The sequence below is a fragment of the Amycolatopsis eburnea genome, assembly GCF_003937945.1.
GTDB classification, from domain to species: Bacteria; Actinomycetota; Actinomycetes; order Mycobacteriales; family Pseudonocardiaceae; genus Amycolatopsis; species Amycolatopsis eburnea.
The window spans coordinates 85,811-109,139 of record NZ_RSEC01000032.1 but is presented as its reverse complement, the minus strand read 5'-3'; the positions used below and the strand labels follow the sequence as shown (position 1 = coordinate 109,139).

Here is a 23,329-nt window from a genome sequence, read left to right as displayed (position 1 = left end):
GACACTCTGCCGTAGGGGTACGACACTTTTCGTAGCCGTCCACCGCTAAGCCGTGCCGGTGCCGCACCCACTACTCCGGACGTGGTTCCATCGCGGGGTGAACGGGAGGCGAACGGTGCGGGCGGACGCGCGGCTGGTGCGCACGCCGGTCCCCGACGCACCCACGTTCACCTGGGACGAAGGCGCCCGGCGGCTGCTCTCCGCGCCCGGGGGGTTCCGGCGCGTGCTCGGCGGACCCGGCACCGGCAAGACGGCGTTGCTCGCCTCGGCCGCCACCCGCCGCATCGCCGAGGGCGCCGACCCCGAGAGCGTGCTCGTGCTCACCACGTCCCGCCGGTCCGCGGACGCCCTGCGCGCCGACATCACGCGCCGCCTCACCGCCGACCCGGACCTGGCGCGGCCGCTGCCCCGGACCGTCCGCGAACCGCTCGTGCGCACCGTGCACTCCTACGCCTACTCGCTGCTTCGGCTCGAGGCGATGGCCGAAGAGCTCCCGCCGCCGCGGCTGCTCGCGGGCGCCGAGCAGGACGTCGTCGTGCGCGAGCTGCTGGCGGGCGACCTCGACGAGGAAGCCGGGTACTGGCCCGAGGCGCTGCGGCCCGCCCTGATCGTCCCGGGCTTCGCCGAAGAGCTGCGCGACCTGCTGATGCGTGCGGCCGAACGCGGGCTCGGCCCGGAGGACCTCGCCGAGCTGGGCCGCCGCCGCGGCCGCGACGAATGGGTCGCCGCCGGGCAGTTCTGGGCGCAGTACGAAGAGGTCACGCAGCTGCAGGGCGCGGGCGGCAACGCGCTCGGCGTCGCGAGCGCGCCCGCGCTGGACGCCGCCGAGCTGGTCACCTCCGCGCTGCTCGCCCTCGAAGACGACGACGAGCTGCGCGACCGCGAGCGCACCCGCGTGCGGCACCTGTTCGTCGACGACGCCCACCACCTCGACCCGCTGCAGACCAGCCTGGTCCGGATGATCGGGCACACCGCGGCCGAGTTCGTCGTGGCCGGCGACCCGGACCAGAACGTGTTCTCCTTCCGCGGCGCGGACGCGAGCCTGTTCGCCGACGCCGACCCGGACGGCAGCCGGACCGTCACGCTCACGACGTCGCACCGGCTGGCCCCGGCCGTGCGCCTGGCGGTGGCGAAGATCGGCGCGACGCTGCCGGGCGCGTCGCCGCACCGCAAGATCGTCCCGCCGAAGGGTGCCACCGGCGGGAACGTGCGCGTCCGCGTGATGCCGACCCCCGCCGCCGAGGCGAGCTGGATCGCCGACCAGCTGCGCCGCGCGCACCTCGTCGACGGCGTGCCGTGGTCGGAGATCGCGGTGCTCGTCCGCTCGCCAGCCCGGACTTTCCTGGTGCTGCAACGGGCATTGCGCGCCGCGGGTGTCCCGATCGGGTCGGCGACGGAGGAGCTGCCGCTGGCGAAGCAGCCCGCGGTGCGGCCGCTGCTGGCCGTGCTGAAGCTCGCGCCCGCGCCCGAACTGCTCGACGTCGACCTCGCGGAAATGCTGTTGTCGTCGGCACTCGGCGGCGCGGACCCGCTGGCGCTGCGACGGCTGCGGCGGGGTCTGCGCCGGCTCGAACTGGCCGGGGGCGGGCAGCGCTCGAGCGACGAACTGCTCGTGGAAGCGTTGCGGGGCGGGGACATCCTCGCCGGGCTGGCCGACGCCGAAGCCGAGCCGGTGCGGCGCGTCGGCGGGCTGCTGCGCGTGACGCACCAGGCCGTGGCCCGCGGCGACGGCGTCGAGCAGGTGCTGTGGCAGCTGTGGACCGAAAGCGGGCTGCAGGACAAGCTGCTGAAGCAGGTCGAGCGCGGCGGATCGCTGGCCGCGCAAGCCGATCGCGACCTCGACGCCGTGGTCGCGCTGTTCGACGCGGCCGGCCGGTACGTCGACCGGCTGCCGCGCGCGAGTGTCGCGTCCTTCGCGGATTACCTGGGCGCGCAACGGATCGCGGGCGACACGCTGGCCCCGGCCGCCGTCCCCGGCGACGGCGTCTCGCTGCTCACCGCGCACGCGGCCGCCGGTCGCGAGTGGACGGTCGTGGCCGTCGCCGGCGTCCAGGAAGGCGCGTGGCCGGACCTGCGGCTGCGCGGATCCGTGCTGGGCGTGGAACGGCTCAAGGACCTGATGGCCGGGGTCGACGACGACGCCGTGTCCCAGACCGCGCCGATCCTCGCCGAGGAACGGCGCCTGTTCTACCTCGCGATGAGCCGCGCGAAGCAGACGTTGCTGGTGACCGCGGTTTCGGGTGAGGACGAGCAGCCGTCGCGGTTCCTCGACGACCTCGAGGAGAACGGCGCCGACGACGGCGGCCTCGACTCGCGGATGAAGCCGCCGGGCCGGTCGCTGGTGCTGGCCGAGCTGGTGGGGGAGCTGCGCGAGGTCGTCTGCGACGACAAGGCGGACCCCGCGCGCCGTCGCCGGGCGGCGAAGCAGCTGGCCCGGCTGGCCGACGCCAAGGTGCCGGGCGCGCACCCGTCGACGTGGTACGGCCTGCTCCCGGCGTCCAGCGACGAGCCGGTGCACCCGCCGGGCGACCTGATCCGGATCTCACCGTCCACAGTGGAAATCCTGACCAAGTGCCCGCTGCGGTGGATGATCGAGCGCCACGGCGGCAGCGACCCGGCGCAGCTGGCCGCGGTCACCGGGACCCTGGTGCACGGGCTGGCGGAGGCGGTCTCGTCGGGCCGCACCGAGGCGGAGCTGCAGGCCGCGCTGGACGAAGCGTGGGTGCGGGTCGACGCCGGGGCGCCGTGGTTCTCGCGGCGGGAACGGCGGCGCGTCGAGCAGATGCTGCAGAACTTCGTGACGTGGCTGGAGCGCAGCCGGGCGGAGCTGAAGGAAGCCGGGGTCGAGCAGGACATCGAGGTCGAGCTGCCGGCGGGCGGCTCGGACGAGGTCCGCGTGCTGCTGCGCGGGCGCGTCGACCGGGTGGAGCTGGACGCCGACGGGCGGCCGGTGATCGTCGACATCAAGACGGGCAAGGTGCCGGTTTCCGGCGCGGACGCCGAGGCGCACCCGCAGCTGGCCGCGTACCAGCTGGCGGTGCTGCTGGGCGCGATCAAGGGCAGCAACGAACCCGGCGGCGCGAGGCTGGTCTACGTCGCGAAGGCGAACAACAAGACGGGAGCCACCGAGCGGTCCCAGCCGCCGATGGACGAGGTCGGCGGCAAGCAGTGGCTGGAGCTGGTCCGCGACGCCGCGGCGTCGGCCGCCGGGCCGGACTACCAGGCGCAGGAGAACCCGGACTGCGACCGCTGCCCGGTCCGCGGCTGCTGCCCCCTGCGCCCCGAAGGCCGACAGGTGCCAGGCCCGTGACCCGCCCGACGACCGCGCCGCTTTCACGTGAAAGCTACGCTTTGTCGCGCAAAGCCGCACTTTCACGTGAAAGTGCGGCGCGGGGGGTGGGGAAGTGAGCCCGCTCGTTGTCGCGAATCCGGTTGAGCCTGCGGAGCTGGCCGATGCGCTCGGGTTGCACCGGCCCACGCCGGAGCAGGCCACCGTCATCGCCGCGCCCGTGGAACCCTCGCTCGTCGTTGCCGGGGCCGGGGCCGGGAAGACCGAAACCATGGCCGCGCGGGTGGTCTGGCTGGTCGCCAACGGGATCGTCAGCCCCGACCGCGTGCTCGGCCTCACCTTCACCCGCAAGGCCGCCCGCCAGCTCGGCGAGCGCGTCCGCGCGCGGCTGCGGCGCCTGGCCGGGTCCGGGCTGCTCGACCGGCTCGACCCCACCGGCGGGCTGCGGTCGACTGTGGTCGCCGGCGAACCGACCGTCCTGACCTACCACGCCTACGCCGGGCGCATGCTCTCCGAACACGGGCTCCGGCTGCCGGTGCAGCCCGGTGTCCGGCTGCTGTCCGAGACGTCGTCGTGGCAGATCGCGCACCGCGTGGTGTCCACTTGGGACAACGAGCTGGACACCGACCGCGTCCCGCCGACCGTCACCGCCGACGTCCTGCAGCTCGCCGGCGAACTCGGCGAGCACCTCATCTCCACCGAGCAGCTCGCCGAGTACACGACGTGGATGTGCCGCGTCATCGAAAACGCGCCGCGCGCCAAGGGACAACGGGCCGCGTTGCCGCAGAAGCTCACGGAAATCATGGCCGCGCAGCACTTCCGGCTCGCGCTGCTGCCGCTCGTCGAGGAGTACCACCGGCGCAAGCGCAACGAAGGCGCGCTCGACTTCGCCGACCAGATGTCGCTGGCCGCGCAGCTCGCGAGCGGCTACCCGTCGGTCGTGCGCGGCGAACGGGAGCGCTACGGCGCCGTCCTGCTCGACGAGTACCAGGACACCGGACACGCCCAGCGCGTCCTGCTGCGCGCGCTGTTCGGCGGCGTCGAGAACCCGCCGCTGCCGGTGACCGCCGTCGGCGACCCGGCGCAGGCCATCTACGGCTGGCGCGGCGCCAGCGCCGCCAACCTGCCCCGGTTCACCACGGACTTCCCGCGCTTCGACGGCGAACGCCTCGTCCCCGCGCACGAATTCGGGCTGCTCACCAGTTTCCGGAACCCGCCGGAGATCCTCGACCTCGCGAACGCGATCGCCGAACCGCTGCGCGCCCGCGGCCTCGGCGTCGAACGGCTGCGGGCGCGCGAAGGCGCCGGGGCGGCGGACATCGCGTGTGCGCTGCTGCCGGACATCCGCACCGAACGCGAGTGGGTCGCCGACGCGCTGGCCCGGCGCTGGTACGCCCACCAGGAGCAGACCGGCAAGCCGCCGACCGCCGCGGTCCTCGTGCGGCGCCGTGCCGACATGGCCCCGATCGCCGCCGAACTGCGGGCCCGCGGGCTGCCGGTCGAGGTCGTCGGGCTCGGCGGGCTGCTCGACGAGCCCGAGGTCGCCGACCTCGTTTCGACGTTGAAGGTGCTCGCGGATCCGCTGTCGGGCAGCGCGGCGGCGCGGCTGCTGACCGGCGCGCGCTGGCGCCTCGCGGCCGCCGACGTCGCCGCGCTGTGGCGGCGCGCGGGCGAGCTGTCCAGCCCGGAGAAGCCGGACACGCCCGAGCTGGTCGTCGAGCGCGTAGAGCAGGCCGGGCTGATCGACGCCATCGACGAACCCGGTGCGCCGGAACGGTATTCCGAGGAGGGCTACCGGCGCATCCGGCGGATCGGCTGGGAGCTGGCCGCGCTGCGGCGGCGGCTCGACCAGTCGCTGCCGGAGCTCGTCGCCGACGTCGAGCGCACGATGCTGCTGGACGTGGAGTCGTTGGCACGCCCCGGTTCCGCGGGTCGCGCGCACCTGGACGCGTTCGCCGAAGTCGTCACCGACTACGCCGAGACGGCGCCGACCGCGACCCTGCTGTCCTTTGTGGACTACCTGAACACGGCCGCGCACGCCGAAGACGGGCTCACCCCCGGCGAGGTCGAGGTCGTCCCGGACCGGGTGCAGGTGCTCACCGTGCACTCGTCGAAGGGGCTGGAGTGGGAGGTCGTCGCCGTCCCGCACCTGGTGCACGAGGTGTTCCCCGGCCGGCGGCGGTCGTCGTCGTGGCTGCGGACCGCGACGTCGCTGCCGGCCGCGCTGCGCGGCGACGCCGAAGACCTGCCGGAACTGCGCATCGCCGAGGGCTACGACCGCAAGGAAGTCCAAGAAGGACTGGAGCTGCACGAGGCCGGGTTCGTCGAGCGGGAGCAGGCGGAGGAGCGGCGGCTCTGCTACGTGGCGCTGACGCGGTCCGAGCACGCGCTGATCGTCTCCGGGCACTGGTGGAATGAGAGCAGCAGCCGCGCGAAGGGGCCGTCGGAGTTCCTGACGGAGATCGCCGGCGTGCTGCGCGAAACCGGCGTCGGGCAGCTCGCCGACTGGGCGCCGGAGCCGGGCGCCGACGACGAAAACCCGCTGGTGTCGGACTCGCGGAAGTCCCGGTGGCCGGTCGACCCGCTGGCCGACCGCCGCACCGGCGTGCAGACCGGGGTCGAGCTGGTGTCCGAGGCGATGTCCACTGTGGATACTGCAGAAGAAGAGGAGGACGACCCGGACGGCTGGCTGACCGACACCGACGTCCTGCTGGAGGAGTGGGCGCGCAAGGACGACCACGTCAAGCGGGTGCCGCTGCCGTCCCGGCTGACGGTGAGCCAGCTGGTCACGCTGGCCGACGACAGCGCCCGGCTGGCGAGCGACCTGCGCCGCCCGTTGCCGGCGGAGCCCAACAGCTTCGCCCGCCGCGGCACGGAGTTCCACGGCTGGCTGGAGCGCCGGTTCGGGGGCGACCAGCTCATCGAAATCGACGACCTCCCCGGCGCGGCCGACTTCGACGAGGCCCCCGACGCGGACTTCGAGGAGCTCCGCGCGGCCTTCGAGGAGAGCGAGTGGGCGGAGAAAGTCCCGGAGGCGGTGGAGATCTCGTTCTCGGCCGACGTCGAGGGCATCACCCTGCGCGGCCGGATGGACGCGGTGTTCCGGCACCCGGACGGGTACTGGGAGGTCGTGGACTGGAAGACGGGTTCCGTCCCGCCGGAGTCCCGGATCCCGGCGCTGGCGGTCCAGCTGGCGGCGTACCGGATGGCGTGGGCGGCGCTGAAGAACGTCCCGGTGGAGCAGGTGCGCGCGGCGTTCCACTACGTCCGGGCGAACCGCACGATCCGCCCGGCGGACCTCCTGGACGCCGAAGGCCTGCGACGGCTGCTGCGGGACATCCCGGAGGCGTGAGGCCGGGTCAGGCCCGGTCGCGGACCTTCAGCGCCCACGCGATCAGCGGCCACTGCAGCGGCAGCCGTCCCCACGCGACCGCCCGCTGCGGCGTGGTCTTCGCGTCCACCGCCATCTTCACGTTCCCCGGGAACACACCCAGGAACAGCAGCGCCGCTGCCAGGCCGCCCAGCCGCCGGGTGCGCGGGACCGCCACCGCGGCCGCGACCGCCAGTTCCGCCACGCCCGAGCCGTACGTCCACGCCCGCCGGGAACCCGGCAGCGACGCCGGGATCAGCGCGTCGAACGGCTTGGGCACGGCGAAGTGCAGGACGCCCATGAAGCCCAGTGCGCCCGCCAGGAGGTGCGCGGGCCGGTGCGGATCAGCCATGGAGTCATCGTTCCACGCGGCGGCCCGCCACCCGGCTGGGCTATCCTCCGGGCGTGAGTGACGCTCGACACCTGGCGCCGGGAGCAGGTGCATGAAGGCCCTCAAGCGGTTGCCGCTGGGCAGTCTCACCGATCGGCCGGACCACGAGCTCGTCGGCGTCCTGCGGATGCCCGAGCTGACGGTCAGCCCGCTGCGGTCCATCGTGAAGCGGATCATCGGCGCGATGCTGGCGCTGCTGGCCACCGTGGTCATCGTCTACCTCGACCGCGACGGGTACCGCGACGCGAACGGAGACGGCCTGTCCCTGCTGGACAGCCTGTACTACGCCACCGTCTCGCTCTCGACCACCGGCTACGGCGACATCGCGCCGGCCACGTCGTCGGCGCGGCTGGTGAACGTCCTGGTGATCACCCCGCTGCGGGTGCTCTTCCTCATCGTCCTGGTCGGGACCACCCTGGAAGTGCTCACCGAGCGCTCCCGCCAGGCGTTCAAGATCCAGAAGTGGAGGACGAAGGTGCGCGACCACACGGTCGTCGTCGGGTTCGGCACCAAGGGCCGGTCCGCCGTCAACGCGCTGCTCGGCGACGAGAACGTCGCCCCGGGCCAGATCGTCGTCGTCGACACCGACCAGCAGGCCCTCGACGCGGCGAGCGCGCTGGGCCTGGTCGCCGTGCACGGCTCGGCCACCCGCGCCGACGTCCTCCGCGTCGCCGCGGTGCAGCACGCGCGCGCGGTCGTCGTCGCCCCGAACCGGGACGACACGGCGGTGCTCGTCACGCTCACCGCACGCGAGCTGGCGCCCAAGGCGCACATCGTGGCGTCGGTGCGGGAGGCGGAGAACGTCCACCTGCTGAAGCAGTCGGGCGCGAACCAGGTCGTCGTCTCCAGCGAGACGGCCGGGCGGCTGCTCGGCATGGCGACGTCGACGCCGCTGGTCGTCGACATCATGGAGGACCTGCTCACGCCGGAGTCGGGCCTGGCCATCGCCGAGCGGGCGGTCGAGCCGGCGGAGGAGGGCGGGTCGCCGCGGCACCTGTCCGACCTCGTCCTCGGCCTGGTCCGCGACGGCGTCCTCTACCGCGTCGACGCCCCGCAGGCCGACGCCATCGAGCCCGGCGACAAGCTGCTGTACGTCAAGAAGGTGACGCAGGCGGAGAAGATCGAGCAGCGCTGAGGGCTCCTGGGTTTCGGCCGCGGAATCTGGAACCATGGCCGGGTGCCCCCGCGATCCCTCGCACTCAAGTGGCCCACGGTGGCGATCCCCGCCGCGGCGGGCGTGCTCGTCGTGCTGCTCGCCTGGCTGGCCGGGCCGGGGCTGCTGGGCATCACCAACGACAACGCCGGCGCCCCGGTGCAGGCCGAGGTGACCAAGCCGGCGGCGTGCGACAAGCCGGACGCCGTCGAGACGGTCAAGTTCACCGTCGCGGGCAAGACCCACGAAGGCACGCTGAACGGCTGCGGGCACGGCCAGGGCGAGCGCGTCGAGGTCAGCGTCCCGGAGGAACTGCCGGACCAGGGCGCGGTCACCGTGCACGCCGCGGACACCTCGACGGGCTCGTCGGACGCGCGGCGGCCGCTCGGGCTCGCGCTGCTGGTGTTCGCGTGCTTCTCCGGCGGGATGTTCGCCTACCTGTGGCTGAGCATCCCGCTGCGGCGATCCGCGATGTCATGAAAGGGTCGTTCACCTCGCCGGACGACATGAACGACCCTTTCATGACATCCGGCGGCGGCTTCGCCGACACCGCGGGGCCGCCCTGCGCCACTCGCCGCGGCCGGCGCCGGTCGGTTCAGACCGAGCGGTCGGCCCTCGGCGACTTTGCCGGGGCCCTGTCGCCAGACGACATGAACGACCCTTTCGTGACATCCCCGCGCAGGGTCCCGGCAAAGTCGCGGCAGTCTGCCCTGCGGCGGCTTCGCCGACGTCTTGAATGACTCATTCAGGTCTTCGGAGGTCCTGAATGACTCATTCAAGACACCCCCGGCGACTTCGCCGGAGCCGTGACATCCCCTCGGCGCCGGGCAGACCACGCGTCTGACGCGCGTCGCTAGCTGACCTCGGAGGACGGCGCCGCGAACGTATTGCAGTCCGCGATCCGGTTGCTCGTCGCGCCCGCTCGCCACCAGGCCGCGTAGTGGGCGTTCGTGCCGTGGTCGTGGCTGCGGGACGTGTTGTCGCCGCGGGTCTCCTGGTCGTTCCAGGCCTTGTTGTACATGTCGCGGCTGATCGTGCCGCCCTGGTCGACGTGCGCGCCGAGGAACATGCCCGAGAAGCACTGGGCCTGCAGTTCCTTGCGCCGGGACATCTCCAGCCCGGCCGGGCTGTTCTGGCCGGCCTCGTAGATCTTCTGCCAGGCCGCGTCCATCAGGCCGGCGACCTCCTGGACGTGGTGGCCGTACTCGTGCGCGAACAGGGCCAGGTAGACGCCGGGGTTGTTGCCGTACTGGTCGGTCTGCAGGCCGCGGAACGGGACGTACAGGTTGTTTTCGCAGTAGTACGCGGCCGTCGCGATGCCGACCTGGATGGTGCCGCACTCGGTTTCGAAGCTCGCGCCGGTCGGGAAGTGCAGGGCCGGCGGGGTGAACGGCAGGTGGTAGGCCTCGAGGAACGGGCCCCACGCCGCGTCCAGGCACTTGCTGGCCGCGGTGAAGAACGCCTCTGCGCCCTCCTGGGTGCTCTGCCAGGCCGGGAGCGTGCACACGCGGTTCTGCAGGCCCGCGTTCGGGTCCTGCAGGATCGGGTGGTCGGCCAGCTTGAGGACCTTCTGCGGGCCGGTCGCGCTGGGTGACGGCGTCTCGGTCGCGGGGTTCGACGCCGACGCCGGGGCGCCCGCGCCGCCGGGGGGCAGCGGGGCCGGGCTGTCCTGCGACGACGGCGCGTCCCGGAAGCTGGGGTCGGCCAGCGGCGTTTCGGTGCGGTTGAGCGCGACGATCGCGACCAGCCCGAGCACCAGCACGGCCACCGCGCCCAGGCACACGCCGATCACCGCCGCCGGTGAGCGGCGCTTCGGGGCGGCCACGGTGTGCGGTTGGCCCAGCCACGGGAGATCCGGTTGCGCACCCGGCACCGGCGGCGGCTGAACGGTTCCGCGAGGCGGTACCCGGCCGTGGGGCGGTTGCGTCACTAGGCAGTCCCGAAGGGTCTCGGTACGGATCGGGGGTACCCGATCCCGCGGTTCAGCATATCGGGGGAACGGGCCGTCCCGCACCCGTCCGTGCGCGTGGTGTCACGGCGACCGGACGTCACCCCAGGTCTGGCCGGGTACAAGTGGCTCTGAGAGAGTGTCCGCAAGCAGGTACTGCAGGCGAGGGGCTTCGATGACAGACACCGGTGGCGCGCCCGGCGGAGAGGGCGCCGACACGCCGACACCGAGCCGGGGCGTGCCCGCGGCTCCCGCCCCCGGATCGGGTGAGCCGAAGCCGACGGAAGACCACACCGCGTCACCGGCCACGCCGCCGCGCGGGTGGCAGGCGCCGGACACCCCGCCCGCCCCGCCGACGCCGCCGCCGGGCTGGCAGCAGGCACCCGCGTGGCAGGCGCCGCAGCCGCGCTGGAACCCGCACGGGCTGGGCAAACCGGGCGTGATCGCGCTCCGGCCGCTGAACATCGGCGACATCCTCGACGGCGCGATCACGACGCTGCGCCGCAACCCGCTGCTCGTGCTGGGCATCGGCGCGGTGGTCGCGGTGATCAGCGCCGCGCTGACCTTCGTCGCGCAGAAGTTCCTCTACGCGGACCTCGAAAGCCTGACCTCGACGGCCGAACTCGGGCCGGGCGCGACCGACGAGGAACTCCGCAACGCCCTGTTCGGCACCTTGGGCGACCTCCTGATCGTGGCGCTGCCGGCGTCGCTCATCTCCGCGCTGCTGATGACGGTCGCCACCGGCCTGATGGCCGCGGTCGTGGGCCGCGCCGCGCTGGGCCGCGAGGTCACCTTCGGCATCGTGTGGAGCGAAGTGCAGCCGCGGCTGCTGCCGCTGCTCGGCGTCGCCTTCGTCTACGCGCTGACCAGCACGATCGGCCTGATGCTCTGCATCATCCCCGGCGTCCTCGCCTGGGTGTTCTGGGCGCTGGCGTCCCCGGCGCTGGTGCTCGAGCGCGGCACGTTCCGCGAGGCGTTCGCCCGGTCGGTCAAGCTGGTGAGCGGCGCGTTCTGGCGGGTGCTCGGCGTCCTCGTGCTGGCGCGGATCATCCAGTCGTTCTTCGAGAACATCATCCAGCTGCCGTTCGCGCTGGGGACCGGCGTGTTCGACGGCTTCCTCAACCCGGGCAAGGTGTCCGTGCCGGGCACCGGCGAGCTGCTCCTGCAGTCCGCCGGGCAGATCGTCTCCGGCACCATCGCCATCCCGTTCGTCGCGCTGGTCACCGCGATCCTCTACCTCGACCAGCGGATGCGCCGCGAAGGCATGGACATCGAGCTGGCGCGCGCGGCCGGGGTCCAGCCCCCGCAGGCGTGGTGACGCTGTTCTTCACCGACGTCCCGGTCGACATCGACCGGGACCCGGCCCGCCGCGCCGCCGCGGAGGAGCTGTCCGACCCGAAGTACCGCGACGCGCAGCCCGGCTTCCTGCAACAGGTCGGGCAGTGGCTCGGCGAGCAGGTGGAAAAGCTGCTGAGGGGCATGTCGTCGGTGGTCCCGGGCGGCCCCTTCGGGCTGCTGCTGGTCATCGCGCTGCTGATCGTGCTCGTCGTCGTGGTCCGGCTGCGTACCGGCAAGGTCGCCCGCACCGCCCGCGCCGACCGGGTGGTCTTCGGCGGGCAGCGGCAGAGCGCCGAGGGCTACCGCCGCTCGGCCGCCGAAGCCGCCGCGGCCGGCCGGTACGACGACGCCGTGCGCGACCGCTTCCGCGCCGTCGTGCGGGCCTTGGAGGAGCGCGCGCTGCTCGACACCCGCTCCGGCCGGACGGCGGACGAAGCCGCCGCCGAGGCCGGTGTCCTGCTGCCGAACGCCGCCGACGCGCTGCGGCAAGGCGCGCGGCTCTTCGACGACGTCCACTACGGCGGCCGCGCAGGCACCGAAGCGGCGTACCGCACGTTGACCGAGCTGGACGAGCAGTGCCGCCGTGAGCGGCCGGTCGCCGTATGAGCACCTCCGTTTCGCCGGACTTGCGCCGGATCTGGCGCGGTGCCCGGATCCCGCTCGCCCTCGTCGTGCTGGTCTTCGCCGCGGGCGCCCTGCTCCTGCTCGGCCGCGGGGAGCAGACGCACGGCGCGCTCGAACCCGGCTCCTACGAGCCCGGCGGCGCCCACGCGCTCGCGAAGCTCCTGCGCGACCAGGGCGTGGACATCCGGACCGCGCACACGATGGCCGAAGCGGACGACGTGGCGGGCGAGAACGCGACGCTGCTCGTCACCCAGCCCGACCTGGTGCCGGCGAAGCGGCTCGACGCGCTGCGGGAGCGTTCCGCCGACGTCGTGCTGGTGACGCCGGGAACGCTGACGCTGCAGGACTCGCTGCCGCTGGTGCGCCGCGAGGGCGACAGCGAAGTCGGCCCGCTGAGCCCGCAGTGCACGGTCGCCGCGGCCGTCGCGGCGGGCGACGTCACCCTCGGCGGCACCGGGTACGCGTCCCCCGGCGCGCGCTCCTGCTACCCCGGCGAAGACGGCGGCGGCACGCTGCTGCAGCTCGCCGACGCGGGCGGCACGACGACGCTGCTCGGCTCCGCGGCGCCGCTGACCAACTCGCGGCTCGCCGAGCAGGGCAACGCGGCGCTGGCGCTGCGCCTGCTCGGGGCGCACCCGCGGCTGGTCTGGTACCTGCCCTCGGTCACGGACCCCGGGCTCGACGCCAGCCGCAAGTCGATCTTCGACCTGATCCCGGCCGGCTGGTACTACGGTGCCGCGCAGGCGGGGATCGCCGTCGTGCTGCTGGCGCTGTGGCGGGCGCGGCGGCTGGGCCCGGTGGTCACCGAGCCGCTGCCGATCGTCGTCCGCGCGGCCGAAACCGCCGAGGGGCGCGCGCGGCTGTACCGGCGGGCGAAGGCGGCCGACCACGCGGGTGAGACGCTGCGGAAGGCGGCGCGGACCCGGCTGCGGACCGCGCTGGGCCTGCCGCGCGACGCCGAACCGGCGGCGTTGGTGGCCTCGGTGGGCGAGCGCACCGGCCGCGCGGCGAATGACGTCGGCGCGGTGCTCTACGGCCCGCCGGTGACCGGCGACGCGGAGCTGGTCCGGCTGGCGGGCGAACTGGACCGGGTGGAACGAGAGGCAGGGCGAACTTGACCAGCGAGAACGCGACCGGGGCCCGTGACGCGCTGATCGCGCTGCGCGCCGAGGTCGGCAAGGCCGTCGTCGGCAACGACGCCGCCGTCACCGGGCTGATCCTGGCGCTGCTGTGCCGCGGGCACGTGCTGCTCGAAGGCGTCCCCGGCGTGGCGAAGACGCTGCTCGTGCGGGCGCTGGCCGCGGCGCTGGACCTGGAGACCAAGCGGGTGCAGTTCACGCCGGACCTGATGCCCGGCGACGTCACCGGCTCGATCGTCTACGACGCCCACAGCGGCGAGTTCTCCTTCCGCGAGGGCCCGGTGTTCACGAACCTGCTGCTCGCCGACGAGATCAACCGGACGCCGCCGAAGACGCAGTCGTCGCTGCTGGAGGCGATGGAGGAGCGGCAGGTCTCGCTCGACGGCAAGACCCGGCCGCTGCCGGACCCGTTCATCGTGATCGCCACGCAGAACCCGGTGGAGTACGAGGGCACCTACCCGCTGCCGGAGGCGCAGCTGGACCGGTTCCTGCTGAAGCTGACCATGCCGGCGCCCTCGCGCGAGGACGAGATCGGGATCCTGTGGCGGCACGCGCAGGGCTTCGACCCGCGCAACCTCGCGGCGGCCGGGCTCAAGGCGGTCGCGGGCGCGGCGGAGCTGGCGACCGCGCGCGAAGCCGTCGCCCGCGTGACCGTCGGGCCCGAGGTGATCGGGTACGTCGTCGACCTGTGCCGGGCGACGCGGTCGCTGCCGTCGGTGCGGATCGGCGTTTCGCCCCGCGGTGCCACGGCCTTGCTGGCGGTCACCCGGGCCTGGGCGTGGCTCGCCGGGCGCGACTACGCGACCCCCGACGACGTCAAGGCCCTGGCGCGGCCCGCGCTGCGGCACCGCCTCGACGTCCGGCCGGAAGCCGAGCTCGAGGGCGTCACCGCGGACGGCGTGCTGGACCGCGTGCTCGCGTCCGTGCCCGTGCCGCGCTGACATGGCCGTCACCGGGAGGCTCGGGCTGCTCGCGCTCTTCGGCGCGCTGGTGGTCGGGCTGCTGGCGCCGTCGGACGCCGGGCTGCTGGCGGTCGGCGGGGTGCTGCTGGTGCTGGTCGTCGCCGACCTGGTGCTGGCGGGCAGCGTGCGGGCGCTGACGTTCTCGCGCTCCGGCGACACTTCGGTCCGGCTCGGCGAACCATGCGAGGTGACGCTGCTGGTCGGCAACCCCGGCGGGCGGGCCGTGCGGGGTGCGCTGCGCGACGCGTGGCCCCCGTCGGCGGGCGCCTCGGACCGGCACGCGGTGAAGGTGCCGCCGGGGGAACGACGGGCTTTCGTGACCGCGCTGCGGCCGTCGCGCCGCGGCGACCGGACGGCGGCGCGGGTGACGGTCCGGTCGGTGGGGCCGCTGGGCCTGGCCGCGCGGCAGGGGTCGCACGAGGTGCCGTGGACGGTCCGCGTGCTGCCGCCGTTCCACAGCCGCAAGCACCTGCCGTCGCGGCTGGCGCGGTTGCAGCAGCTCGACGGCCGCAACGCGGTGCTGATCCGGGGCCAGGGCACGGAATTCGACTCGCTGCGCGAGTACGTGATCGGCGACGACGTCCGCTCGATCGACTGGCGGGCGACCGCGCGGGCCGCGGACGTCATGGTCCGCACGTGGCGTCCCGAGCGCGACCGGCACGTGGTGCTGGTGCTCGACACCGGCCGCGTCTCGGCCGGCCGGGTGGGCGACGCGCCCCGCCTGGACGCGGCGATGGACGCGGCGTTGCTGCTGGCGGCGCTGGCTTCCCGGGCCGGCGACCGCGTCGACCTCCTGGCGTACGACCGGCGGCTGCGGGCGGCCGTGCAGGGTTCGTCCGGGCCCGCGCTGCTGACGTCGCTGGTGAACGCGATGGCGCCGCTGGAGCCGTCGCTGGTCGAGACGGACGCGCGGGGGATGGTCGCGGAAGTGCTGCAGCGGACCCGGCGGCGGGCGCTGGTCGTCCTGCTGACCGGCCTCGACGCGGCGCCGCTGGAGGAGGGGCTGTTCCCGGTGTTGAGCTCGCTGACCGCGCGGCACGAGCTGATCGTGGCGTCGGTGGCGGACCCGAGGGTGGCGGAGATGCTGGCCGGCCGCGGCGACGCGGAAGCCGTGTACGACGCGGCGGCGGCGTCGCGGACGCTGGCCGAGCGCCACCGCGTGACCGAGCGGCTGGGGCGGCACGGGGTGAGTGTGGTGGACGCGGTCCCGGAGGAGCTGGCCCCGGCGCTGGCGGACCGCTACCTGGCCTTGAAGGCGGCCGGGCGGCTCTAACGGGTGGCTGCGGTGGTGAACGCCCGTGCGGCCTGTTAAGCCCGAAGGATGTTCAAGCTCATGGCGGTGGCACTGGCGATCGCTTCGGCGCCGGTGTCCGACGGTGCTCCGGTGTACCTGGCCGACGGTGGGGGCAAGCTGTCGCTCGCGGTGGTTTCCGGTCAGCCGGTGCTGGCGGACGCTGCGGACCCGGGTGCTCAGTGGACTTACGCGTCGCAGCACTTCACGAATGTCTCAAGTGGACAGTGCCTGACGGCGGTCAGCCCGGTCGACGGGGTGGCGGTGAAGGTCGCGGCGTGCGACGCGGCGGACAAGCACCAGGCGTGGCGGCGGATCGCGGGGCTGCCGGGCCTGGTGGAGATCGCGAACGTGGCGACCGCGCGCTGCCTCACGGCGGAGAGCGCGTCGGTGGGAGCCCGGCTGTACCAGGAAGTCTGTTCCCTGACGGGCATCGCGAACACGTGGGCGGCGGGCGGCCGGACGCTGGCGATCCTGTCGGGCAACGGCCAGCGGCTGGCGTCGAAGGACCCGGGCGCGCCGTTCGTGGTCCGGGTGATCGGCGAGAACGGCCAGCCCGCGGCGGACGTCCCGGTGACGTTCTTCGTGCGGGCCGCCCGGCCGAAGAGCGCGTTGGTGTTCGAAGGCGGCGGGGAGACGGTGACGGTGAAGACGGGGGCGGACGGGTCGGCGTCGAGTCCCAAGCTGGTGCTGACCGAGGTGGGCGAGTTCGAGGCGCGGTTCGTCGGGTCGGCGGGGCTGGAGGACGGTTCGTCGATCGCCTTCGAGGGGTCGTGCCTATGCTGACTCGGGCAGCGCGTCCCCGGTGTCCCGCGCGTCCAGATCGCCCACTTCGCCGTCCTTCGCCGCCCGCCTGCCGAGCGTGAAAACGTAGACGAGGAAAGCGACTTCGGCGAGGACGCCGATCCCCACCCGGATCCAGGTCGGCCAGCCCGACGGCGTCACGAACGCCTCGATGATCCCGGTCACCAGCAGCACGCACGCCAGCCCGAGCGCGATCACCACCACCGACCGGCCCTGTTCGGCCAGCGCCGCGGACCGCGAACGGCGGCCGGGGTCGATCACCGTCCAGCCGAGTTTGAGGCCGGTGCCCGCCGCGACGAAGACCGCCGTCAGTTCGAGAAGGCCGTGGGGGAGCAGGAGGCCGATCATCACGTCGCCGCGGCCCGCCGCGCTCATCGCGCCGATGATCACGCCCGCGTTCAGCGAGTTCAGCCAGAGCCCGCCGATCACCGGGATGCCGAGCGCGATGCCCAGGAACAGCGAATTCGCCGCCACCAGCGCGTTGTTCGTCCAGACGCGCGCCGCGAACGACCCCGCCGGGCCGGTCGAGTAGTAGCTTTCCGCTTCGCCGCCGGGCTTGGTCAGCTCGCGCAGCTCGTCCGGGGTGGCCATCGACGCGCGCACGTGCGGGTCGCCCGCCACCCACACGGCGATCACCGCCATCACCGCGATCGACACCAGCGCGGCCGGGATCCACCAGCGCCGCGACAGGTACACCGCGGCCGGGAAGCGGCGCGTGAAGAACAGCGCGACCTCGCGCCACGCCGGGTTGTGCGACCCCGAGATCGCCGACCGGCCGCGCGCCACCAGCTCCGACAGCCTGCCGAGCAGGGCCGGGTCCGGCGCGACCGAGCGGACGATCGACAGGTGCGTCGCCGTCCGCTGGTAGAGCGTCACCAGCTCGTCGGCCTCGGCGCCGGTCAGCTTGCCGCCGCGGCGGGTCAGCTCGCCGAGCCGGTTCCACTCCGCCGCGTGCGCCGCGACGAAGACGTCCACATCCACGACGTCACCCTATCCGTCGATACCCTGGGCCGCGTGCACGAGGAATCGGAGCTGGTCACCGGCGAAGCCGTCGTCCTGGACCTGCGCGTCGCCAAGCTCGCCAGCCGGGCGCTGGCGATGGCCCTCGACGTCCTCCTGCAGTTCGCGCTGCTGCTGGTCGCGTTCATCGTGCTCACGCTGACGGTGCCGGGCGAGGACGAAGCACTCGCGCTGACGCTGATCCTGGTGTGCGTGGTGCTGATCCTGGTCGGCTACCCGGTGTTGTCCGAGACGCTCACCCGCGGCCGCTCGCTCGGCAAGATGGCGGTGGGCCTGCGCGTGGTCCGCGTCGACGGCGGCCCGATCCGCTTCCGGCACGCCCTGGTCCGCGGGCTCGCCGGCTTCGTCGTCGACTTCTGGACGCTCGGCCTGTTCGGCGCGGTCGCGGTGATCGTGTCGCTGTGCTCGTCCGACGGCCGCCGGGTCGGCGACTTCCTGGCCGGCACGCTGGTGGTCCGCGAGCGCGTCCCGGAGACGGCAGGCCACCCGGCCATCGCGATGCCGTACGGCCTCGAAGGCTGGGCCGCCCACCTCGACCTGACCCGGCTCCCGGACGACCTCGCGCTGGCGAGCCGCCAGTTCCTGACCCGCTTCGCCCAGCTGCGCCCGGAGGCGGCGGAGGCACTGGGCTGGGGCCTCGCGCGGCAGGTGAGCGACGCATTGGGCACGCCGGTGCCGCCCGGGGTGCCGGCGTGGGCGTTCCTGGCGGCGGTGCTGGCCGAGCGCCGCAACCGCGACCACGCGCGAGCGGTCCAGGCGTACACGGCCCGCGTCCAGGCGGCGCGGGGTCAGGGCTTCGGGGCGCCGTCCCCGGACCAGCCGCACCGGGTAGCGCCTTCGCCGGCTCCCGCGGAGCCGCCGACACCGCCGTCCGGCAACCCGTTCACCCCGCCGAGCTGAGCCCCGACCCGAGCGCCCCAATGTGGCGTTGGTTGCGTCAGACGCACCCAATGTGGCGTTCGGTGCGTCTGACGCACCGAACGCCACATTGGGGCGCTTGACCCGCCGGGCTAGGAGACGTCTCCCGAGGACGCGAGCCACGTGTTGCACTGCTGGTTGCGGTTGGTCGTCGCGCCGTGCTGCCACCAGGAGATGTTGTGCTTGGCGCTGCCGTGGTCGCGCTTGCCGTTGCGGGCGTAGTCGTCGCCGCGGTCCTGGGCGTTCCAGGCCTCGTTGTAGATGTTCTTGTCGACCGAGCCGCCGGAGACCGAGGCCGAGCCGAGGAACATGCCGGAGAAGCACTGGGCTTCCAGTTCCATCCGCCGTGACAGCTCGAGGCCCGCCGCCGAGTCGGCGCCGGCGTCGTAGCGCTGGTTGCCGTAGGCCTCCGAAATGCCGGCCATGTTCTGCACGTGGTGGCCGTATTCGTGGGCCAGGATCGACAGGTACGGGCCGGGGTGGTTGCCCCAGACGTCGATCTCGATGCGGTCCATCGGCATGTAGATCGTGTTGTTGCTCGGGCAGTAGAACGGCGTGACCCCGGTCGTCGTGCCCCCGCTGCCGCACGGCGTCGACGATTCGGACAGCGACCGCGGCACCGACAGGTTCGGCGTCTCGAACGGCAGGTCGACGGCGCCGAGCATGCGCGACCACATCGCGTCCAGGCAGGTGATGCCGGACTGGAAGAACTTCGTGGCGCTGTTCTGGTCGGTTCCCCAGCGGCTCAGCGAGCACGAGATGTTCTGCAGGCCGTAGTCCGGGCTGCCGAACAGCGGGTTGTTCCCGGTGGCGGCCACCGAACGCGGCCCGGACGGTGGCTGCGACGTCGGCGTCTCGTGCGCGGAGGTGCGGGTCGTTTCTTCGGTGGTGGTCGTCGACGACGTGGTGCTCTCGGTCGTCTCGGTGGTTTCTTCGGTGCTGGTCGGGTAGGTGCTGGAGTACCCGGCGTCGGCGACGTGCCGCGACTTCCCGCCCCCGATCAGCGCGACGGCCGCGACCAGCCCCCCGGCGACGGCGACGATGGCGAAGATCGCCACCGCGACGATGACGCCGGTGTTGGACTTCTTGGCGGGGTACGGGCCGAAGCGGGTGCCGTAGGGAGCGTAGGGCGGAGGCGCGGCGTAACCGGGCACGAAGGCAGCGGGCGCGGCGGCGGGCGGCGGGAGCGGGCTTCGCGCCGGTGGTGGGGCGGGGTGGCCGAAGGGCGGGACGGGGCTGGGGCCGGTCGGCGGGCCGTACGGCGCGGTGCTTTGCGGCGGGCGTCCCATGGGGTAGCGCGGGGGCATTCCGCCGGGGCCTTGCTGTGGGCCGGGTGCGCCGATCGGCGTTTGCCCGGTGGAGCCCGGGCCGTGCGTGGGTGTGCCGGGGTGCTGCTGGGGGTGGCCCGGAGCGCCGGCTGGGCCCTGCGCGCCAGCGCCGGGGCCGTGCCCAGGTGCGCCGGGGCGTTGCTGCGGGTGGCCCGGCGCGCCGGCCGGCCCCTGTCCGGGTACCCCACCAGGCCCCGGCTGCCCAGGCGTCCCGCCCGCACCCGGCAACGGCCGCGCGGCCGGTGGCGGCAACGGGCGGGCCCCCGGCGGCGGGCGGCGCGGGTCATGCGGACCAGGACCCTGCGGGCCGTGCGTCATCGAGTGGAACCCCCCAAGCTTTTTCCCCGTCGGAAGCGGCGTACCTGCGGTGATCTCGCCGTTCCGGGCGTCAGCATAGATCGAGTGCTCTAGGGTGTGGTGCTGTGTCGATGAAATGGGGGGCCACGGCCGCGATCGTCGTCGTGGCCGGGCTGCTCGGGGCCGGGACCGCGGCCGCGCAGAACGCCGGGCCCAGCCTGCCCAACCTGCCGAGTGACCTGGTGCCGAAGCCGCAGCAGCTCACCGGGGGCGGCAACGTCCAGCAACCCGACGGCCCGGTCGCGGACGTCGCCCTCAAGGTCCTCCGCGACGGCTCCCTTTCGGTCACCGAAAAGGTCACCGTCCCCGGCGGGCAGCAGCTCACCTCGCGCGTCCCGCTGCGCGTGCCCGCCGGTGACGACCAGGACCGCGTCTACGCCGTCCGCGACGTCAAGACCGAAGGCGCCGCCACCAGCCAGCTCACCGGTGACCAGCTCGTGCTCACCTTCGCCGGGGGCGCCGGCACCGTCACCTACCTGGTCGACGGCGCCGTCGCCGACCAGGGTGGCCGCCAGCAGGCGCGGTGGCAGGTCGCGAGCGGGTTCGACACGCCGCTGGCCAAGCTCACCGCGTCCTTCCTCGCGCCGTCGCCCGAACTGTCCCCGGTGGACTGCTTCGCCGGCCCGGTCGGCTCGAGCCGCCGCTGCACCCTCGCCGAGCTCGACCACACCGGGGTCGTGCGCCTCGAGCAGAACGACGTCGGGCCGGGCGACCGCGTCGACCTGCTCGTCGGGCTGCCCGCGAACACCGCGCCGGCGACAGCGAAGTTCGCCGACATCGGCCTGCTCGCCAACGCCTTCGCGCTGACCCCGCTGACCGGCATCGTCTTCGCCGTCCTGCTCGTCCTCCTCGTCGCGGCCGGCGTCTTCGTGTGGCGCCGCCGCAAGCAGGACGCCGGTGCGCTGCGCGCGGCCACCGGCCCGGTCGAGGTCCTGCTCCGCGACGGCGACCGCGTCTTCTTCGCCAGTCCGGACGGCGTGCTGCCCGGGCAGGTCGGCACGGTCGTCGACGAGACCGTCGACGTCGTGGACATCAGCGCCACCGTCGTCGACCTCGCCGTCCGGAACTACCTGTGGCTCGCGGAAATCCCCGGGCAGCACGGACAAGATTGGCAGATCTCCCGCCGCAACCCGCCGGACGAGCACCTCCACGACTTCGAGCGCGCCGTCTGCGAAACCCTGCTGCCCGAAGGCACCGACACCGTCCTGGTGTCGCAGCTGCGCGCCCGCGGCGGGCTCGACCTGCGCCGGATCAGCGACGCGATGTACACCGACGTCGTCACCAAGCGCTGGTTCTCCCGCCGCCCGGACACCGCGCGTGGACGGCTGACCTGGCTCGGTGCCGGGATCTTCGCACTCGGGCTCGCCGCGACCGCGGTGCTCACCTTCACCGTCGGGGACGCGCTGCTCGGCGTCGCCGTCGCGCTGGCCGGGCTCGGCGTCGTCGCGGCGGCCGCGCTGCTGCCGTCCCGCACCGCGCGCGGGCGGGCGCTCGCCGGGCAGGTCCGCGGCCTGCTCGACTACCTGCACACCGCCAAGGCCGAGGACATCCCGCCCGCCGACCGCGAGCTGGTGTTCTCCCGTTCGCTGCCGTACGCCGTGGTGCTCGGCGACACCGAGCGCTGGCTCGGCGCGTTCGCCGGGCTGAACCCGGCGGCGGACGGTTCGGCCGGGCTGTACTGGTACGGCGGTATGGAGGCCGACCCCGACCTGCGGCGGTTCGGCGCGCGCTTCCCGTCGTTCCTGACCGCGCTCGACGGGCTGCTCACCGCGTCCGGCCGCGCTGCCCGCTGACCGTGCTCGCCGCGGCCGCGCTGGCGCTTCTCCTGGCCGCGGCGCCGGTCGACCAGCCGCCGCTGCCCACGCTGCCGCAGAGCGCCGAGATCCAGCTCAAGCTCGAGCGCGACGGCTCGCTTTCGGTCGCCGAAGCGATCTCCGTGCCCAACGGCGTCACCATGGACCGCCGGGTCGCGCTGCGCGTCGCCGCGCCGCACCACCGCGACCGGCTCTACCAAGTGCGCGACGTCGTCCTCGAAGGCAGCGGGACGGCGAGCGTGGACAAGGACGCCTTCACCGTCCACCTCACCTCCGGGACCTCGATCCTCCGGTACACAGTGGACGGTGCGGTCGACGGCGACCGGGTCACCTGGGAGCTGGCCGGCGGCTGGAGCGCCGAGCTGAAGTTCCTCCGCGCCTCCTTCGCCGCGCCGAAGATCCCGACGGCCGTCGACTGCCTCGCCGGGCCGCCGGACTCCGACTTCCCGTGCGGCGCCGCGCAGATCGACCACGCCGGGCTGACCCGGTTCAGCCAGCAGAACCTCGCCGCGGGCCAGCGGATGGCGGCGACCGTCGAGCTGCCCGCGGGCACCGTGCCGGCCAACGCCGTCGTGGTCCCGGCCGCGACCATCGCGGGTGCCTTCGTGCTCACCGCCCCGGTCGGCTGGGCCTGGACCGCCTTCGCCGCGCTCCTCCTGCTGACGGCCGCCCTGGTCTGGCGCGCCCGGCGTCGCTTTCACGTGAAAGCTCCGCCCCCAGGTGGTCGCTTTCACGTGAAAGCGACGGAGGGGGGCGAGTTCGAGTCGCCGGAGGGGGTGCTGCCGGGGCACGTGGGCGTCCTGCTGCACGGCCGCGCCGGGCCCGCCGACCTGGCCGCGACCGTGCTCGACCTCGCCGTCCGCAACTACCTGTGGGTGAGCGCCGAGGACGGTGACTGGCGGCTGACCCGCCGCAACCCGCCCGACGAGCACCTGACCGCCTTCGAACGTGCCGTCTTCGAGGCCGCCGAGGACGCGGGGACCGTCGCCGGGCTGCGGCGCCGCCACGTCGACGTCGACGACGCCCTGTATGCCGACGCTGTCCGCCGCGGCTGGGTCGCGCGGAAGCCCCGGCGGCTCGGCCGAGCCGGGATTCGCGTCGTCTTCTACGGCCTGTTCCTCACCGTGCTGCTCGCGCTGACCGTCGGCTACGCCCAGCTCGGCGTCATCCTCGTCCTGGCCGGGGTCGCCGCCGTGGTGACGTCGGCCGCGCTGCCGGCGCGGCGGCGAGCGGGGACCGACCTCTCCCGGCGCCTGCTCGGCGTCGCCGAAGCACTGGCGTCGGCCAAGCCCAAGGACCTCACCAAGCCCCAGCGCGAACTCGTCTTCTCGCGCGCCCTCCCGTACGCGTCAGCTCTGGGCGAACTGGCGCCGTGGGTCGCCGCCTTCGCCGCGCTCCCGCACCCGCCGCGGGTGTACTGGCACGCCGGTGACGTCGCCCCTGACCAGGCCGGATCCTTCGCGACGGCGCTCGCGGGCGCGTTCGCCGGTGCCCGCCGCGCCCACCTGCTCGACACCGCGCGGCCGCACGCCGGTGCTGACCCGCCAGCCGGGACACCGGAACCCGCTCCGCCGTCGTAGGGT

General features: G+C 73.9%; 17 protein-coding genes. 13 read left to right on the top strand and 4 right to left on the bottom strand.

Features of this window, described 5'->3' with window-relative positions; all coding sequences use genetic code 11:
• The first annotated feature begins 136 nt into the window (after nt 1-136).
• Both EIY87_RS08135 and EIY87_RS08130 read left to right on the top strand, forming a co-directional pair.
• The gene (locus EIY87_RS08135; RefSeq protein ID WP_125307476.1) at nt 137-3,310 is read left to right on the top strand and encodes an ATP-dependent helicase; all 3,174 of its coding nucleotides are present in this window, start codon (nt 137-139) and stop codon (nt 3,308-3,310) included.
• Nucleotides 3,311-3,404: 94 nt separating this feature from the next.
• Nucleotides 3,405-6,641 (top strand): ATP-dependent helicase, encoded by a 3,237-nt coding sequence (locus EIY87_RS08130; protein WP_125307049.1) that lies wholly within the window; start codon nt 3,405-3,407, stop codon nt 6,639-6,641.
• 7 nt (nt 6,642-6,648) lie between these two features.
• On the opposite strand, the gene EIY87_RS08125 is transcribed toward EIY87_RS08130, so the two are convergent.
• Entirely contained in the window at nt 6,649-7,011 is a 363-nt protein-coding gene (locus EIY87_RS08125) for a DoxX family protein (protein ID WP_125307048.1), read from the bottom strand.
• A gap of 91 nt (nt 7,012-7,102) precedes the next feature.
• Between EIY87_RS08125 and EIY87_RS08120 the strand changes: the two genes are divergently transcribed.
• Together EIY87_RS08120 and EIY87_RS08115 are read left to right on the top strand one after the other, a co-directional pair.
• Entirely contained in the window at nt 7,103-8,185 is a 1,083-nt protein-coding gene (locus EIY87_RS08120; protein WP_125307047.1) for a potassium channel family protein, read from the top strand.
• 78 nt (nt 8,186-8,263) lie between these two features.
• Entirely contained in the window at nt 8,264-8,683 is a 420-nt protein-coding gene (locus EIY87_RS08115) for a P-loop NTPase family protein (protein ID WP_125307475.1), read from the top strand.
• 373 nt (nt 8,684-9,056) lie between these two features.
• On the opposite strand, the gene EIY87_RS08110 is transcribed toward EIY87_RS08115, so the two are convergent.
• Nucleotides 9,057-10,076: a neutral zinc metallopeptidase gene (locus tag EIY87_RS08110; RefSeq protein ID WP_125307046.1), complete on the bottom strand. Its 1,020-nt coding sequence runs from the start codon at nt 10,074-10,076 to the stop codon at nt 9,057-9,059.
• 250 nt (nt 10,077-10,326) lie between these two features.
• Between EIY87_RS08110 and EIY87_RS08105 the strand changes: the two genes are divergently transcribed.
• The 6 genes from EIY87_RS08105 to EIY87_RS08080 are packed head-to-tail and all read left to right on the top strand — an operon-like array spanning nt 10,327 to nt 16,291.
• The gene (locus EIY87_RS08105) at nt 10,327-11,469 is read left to right on the top strand and encodes a hypothetical protein (RefSeq protein WP_125307045.1); all 1,143 of its coding nucleotides are present in this window, start codon (nt 10,327-10,329) and stop codon (nt 11,467-11,469) included.
• A complete protein-coding gene (locus EIY87_RS08100; protein WP_125307044.1) occupies nt 11,463-12,095 on the top strand; it encodes a DUF4129 domain-containing protein in 633 nt (210 codons plus the stop codon). The genes EIY87_RS08105 and EIY87_RS08100 overlap by 7 nt, the downstream gene beginning before the upstream one ends.
• Nucleotides 12,092-13,231, top strand: coding sequence for a DUF4350 domain-containing protein (locus EIY87_RS08095; RefSeq protein ID WP_125307043.1), 1,140 nt, complete (start codon nt 12,092-12,094; stop codon nt 13,229-13,231). Before EIY87_RS08100 ends, EIY87_RS08095 begins: the two co-directional genes overlap by 4 nt.
• Nucleotides 13,228-14,193, top strand: coding sequence for an AAA family ATPase (locus tag EIY87_RS08090; RefSeq protein ID WP_125307042.1), 966 nt, complete (start codon nt 13,228-13,230; stop codon nt 14,191-14,193). Before EIY87_RS08095 ends, EIY87_RS08090 begins: the two co-directional genes overlap by 4 nt.
• Before the next feature lies 1 nt (nt 14,194).
• A complete protein-coding gene (locus EIY87_RS08085) occupies nt 14,195-15,487 on the top strand; it encodes a DUF58 domain-containing protein (RefSeq protein ID WP_125307041.1) in 1,293 nt (430 codons plus the stop codon).
• 48 nt (nt 15,488-15,535) lie between these two features.
• A complete protein-coding gene (locus tag EIY87_RS08080) occupies nt 15,536-16,291 on the top strand; it encodes an RICIN domain-containing protein (protein ID WP_125307040.1) in 756 nt (251 codons plus the stop codon).
• On the opposite strand, the gene EIY87_RS08075 is transcribed toward EIY87_RS08080, so the two are convergent.
• On the bottom strand, nt 16,283-17,290 hold the full coding sequence (locus tag EIY87_RS08075; protein ID WP_125307039.1) for a stage II sporulation protein M: 1,008 nt from the start codon (nt 17,288-17,290) through the stop codon (nt 16,283-16,285). The two genes, EIY87_RS08080 and EIY87_RS08075, sit on opposite strands and share 9 nt — an antisense overlap.
• A gap of 33 nt (nt 17,291-17,323) precedes the next feature.
• Here EIY87_RS08075 and EIY87_RS08070 point away from each other — a divergent pair, with 33 nt between their 5' ends.
• Nucleotides 17,324-18,229, top strand: a complete 906-nt coding sequence (locus EIY87_RS08070) for an RDD family protein (RefSeq protein ID WP_125307038.1) — start codon at nt 17,324-17,326, stop codon at nt 18,227-18,229.
• 110 nt (nt 18,230-18,339) lie between these two features.
• On the opposite strand, the gene EIY87_RS08065 is transcribed toward EIY87_RS08070, so the two are convergent.
• Nucleotides 18,340-19,401, bottom strand: coding sequence for a neutral zinc metallopeptidase (locus tag EIY87_RS08065; protein ID WP_318531881.1), 1,062 nt, complete (start codon nt 19,399-19,401; stop codon nt 18,340-18,342).
• A gap of 602 nt (nt 19,402-20,003) precedes the next feature.
• Between EIY87_RS08065 and EIY87_RS08055 the strand changes: the two genes are divergently transcribed.
• Complete coding sequence (locus EIY87_RS08055; RefSeq protein ID WP_191984009.1) at nt 20,004-21,725, top strand: DUF2207 family protein; 1,722 nt, start codon at nt 20,004-20,006, stop codon at nt 21,723-21,725.
• A 2-nt stretch (nt 21,726-21,727) separates the two neighbouring features.
• Nucleotides 21,728-23,326 carry a DUF2207 family protein gene (locus EIY87_RS08050; RefSeq protein WP_125307036.1) on the top strand — a complete coding sequence of 533 codons (1,599 nt, stop codon included), beginning with the start codon at nt 21,728-21,730 and terminating at the stop codon, nt 23,324-23,326.
• Nucleotides 23,327-23,329 lie beyond the last annotated feature (3 nt).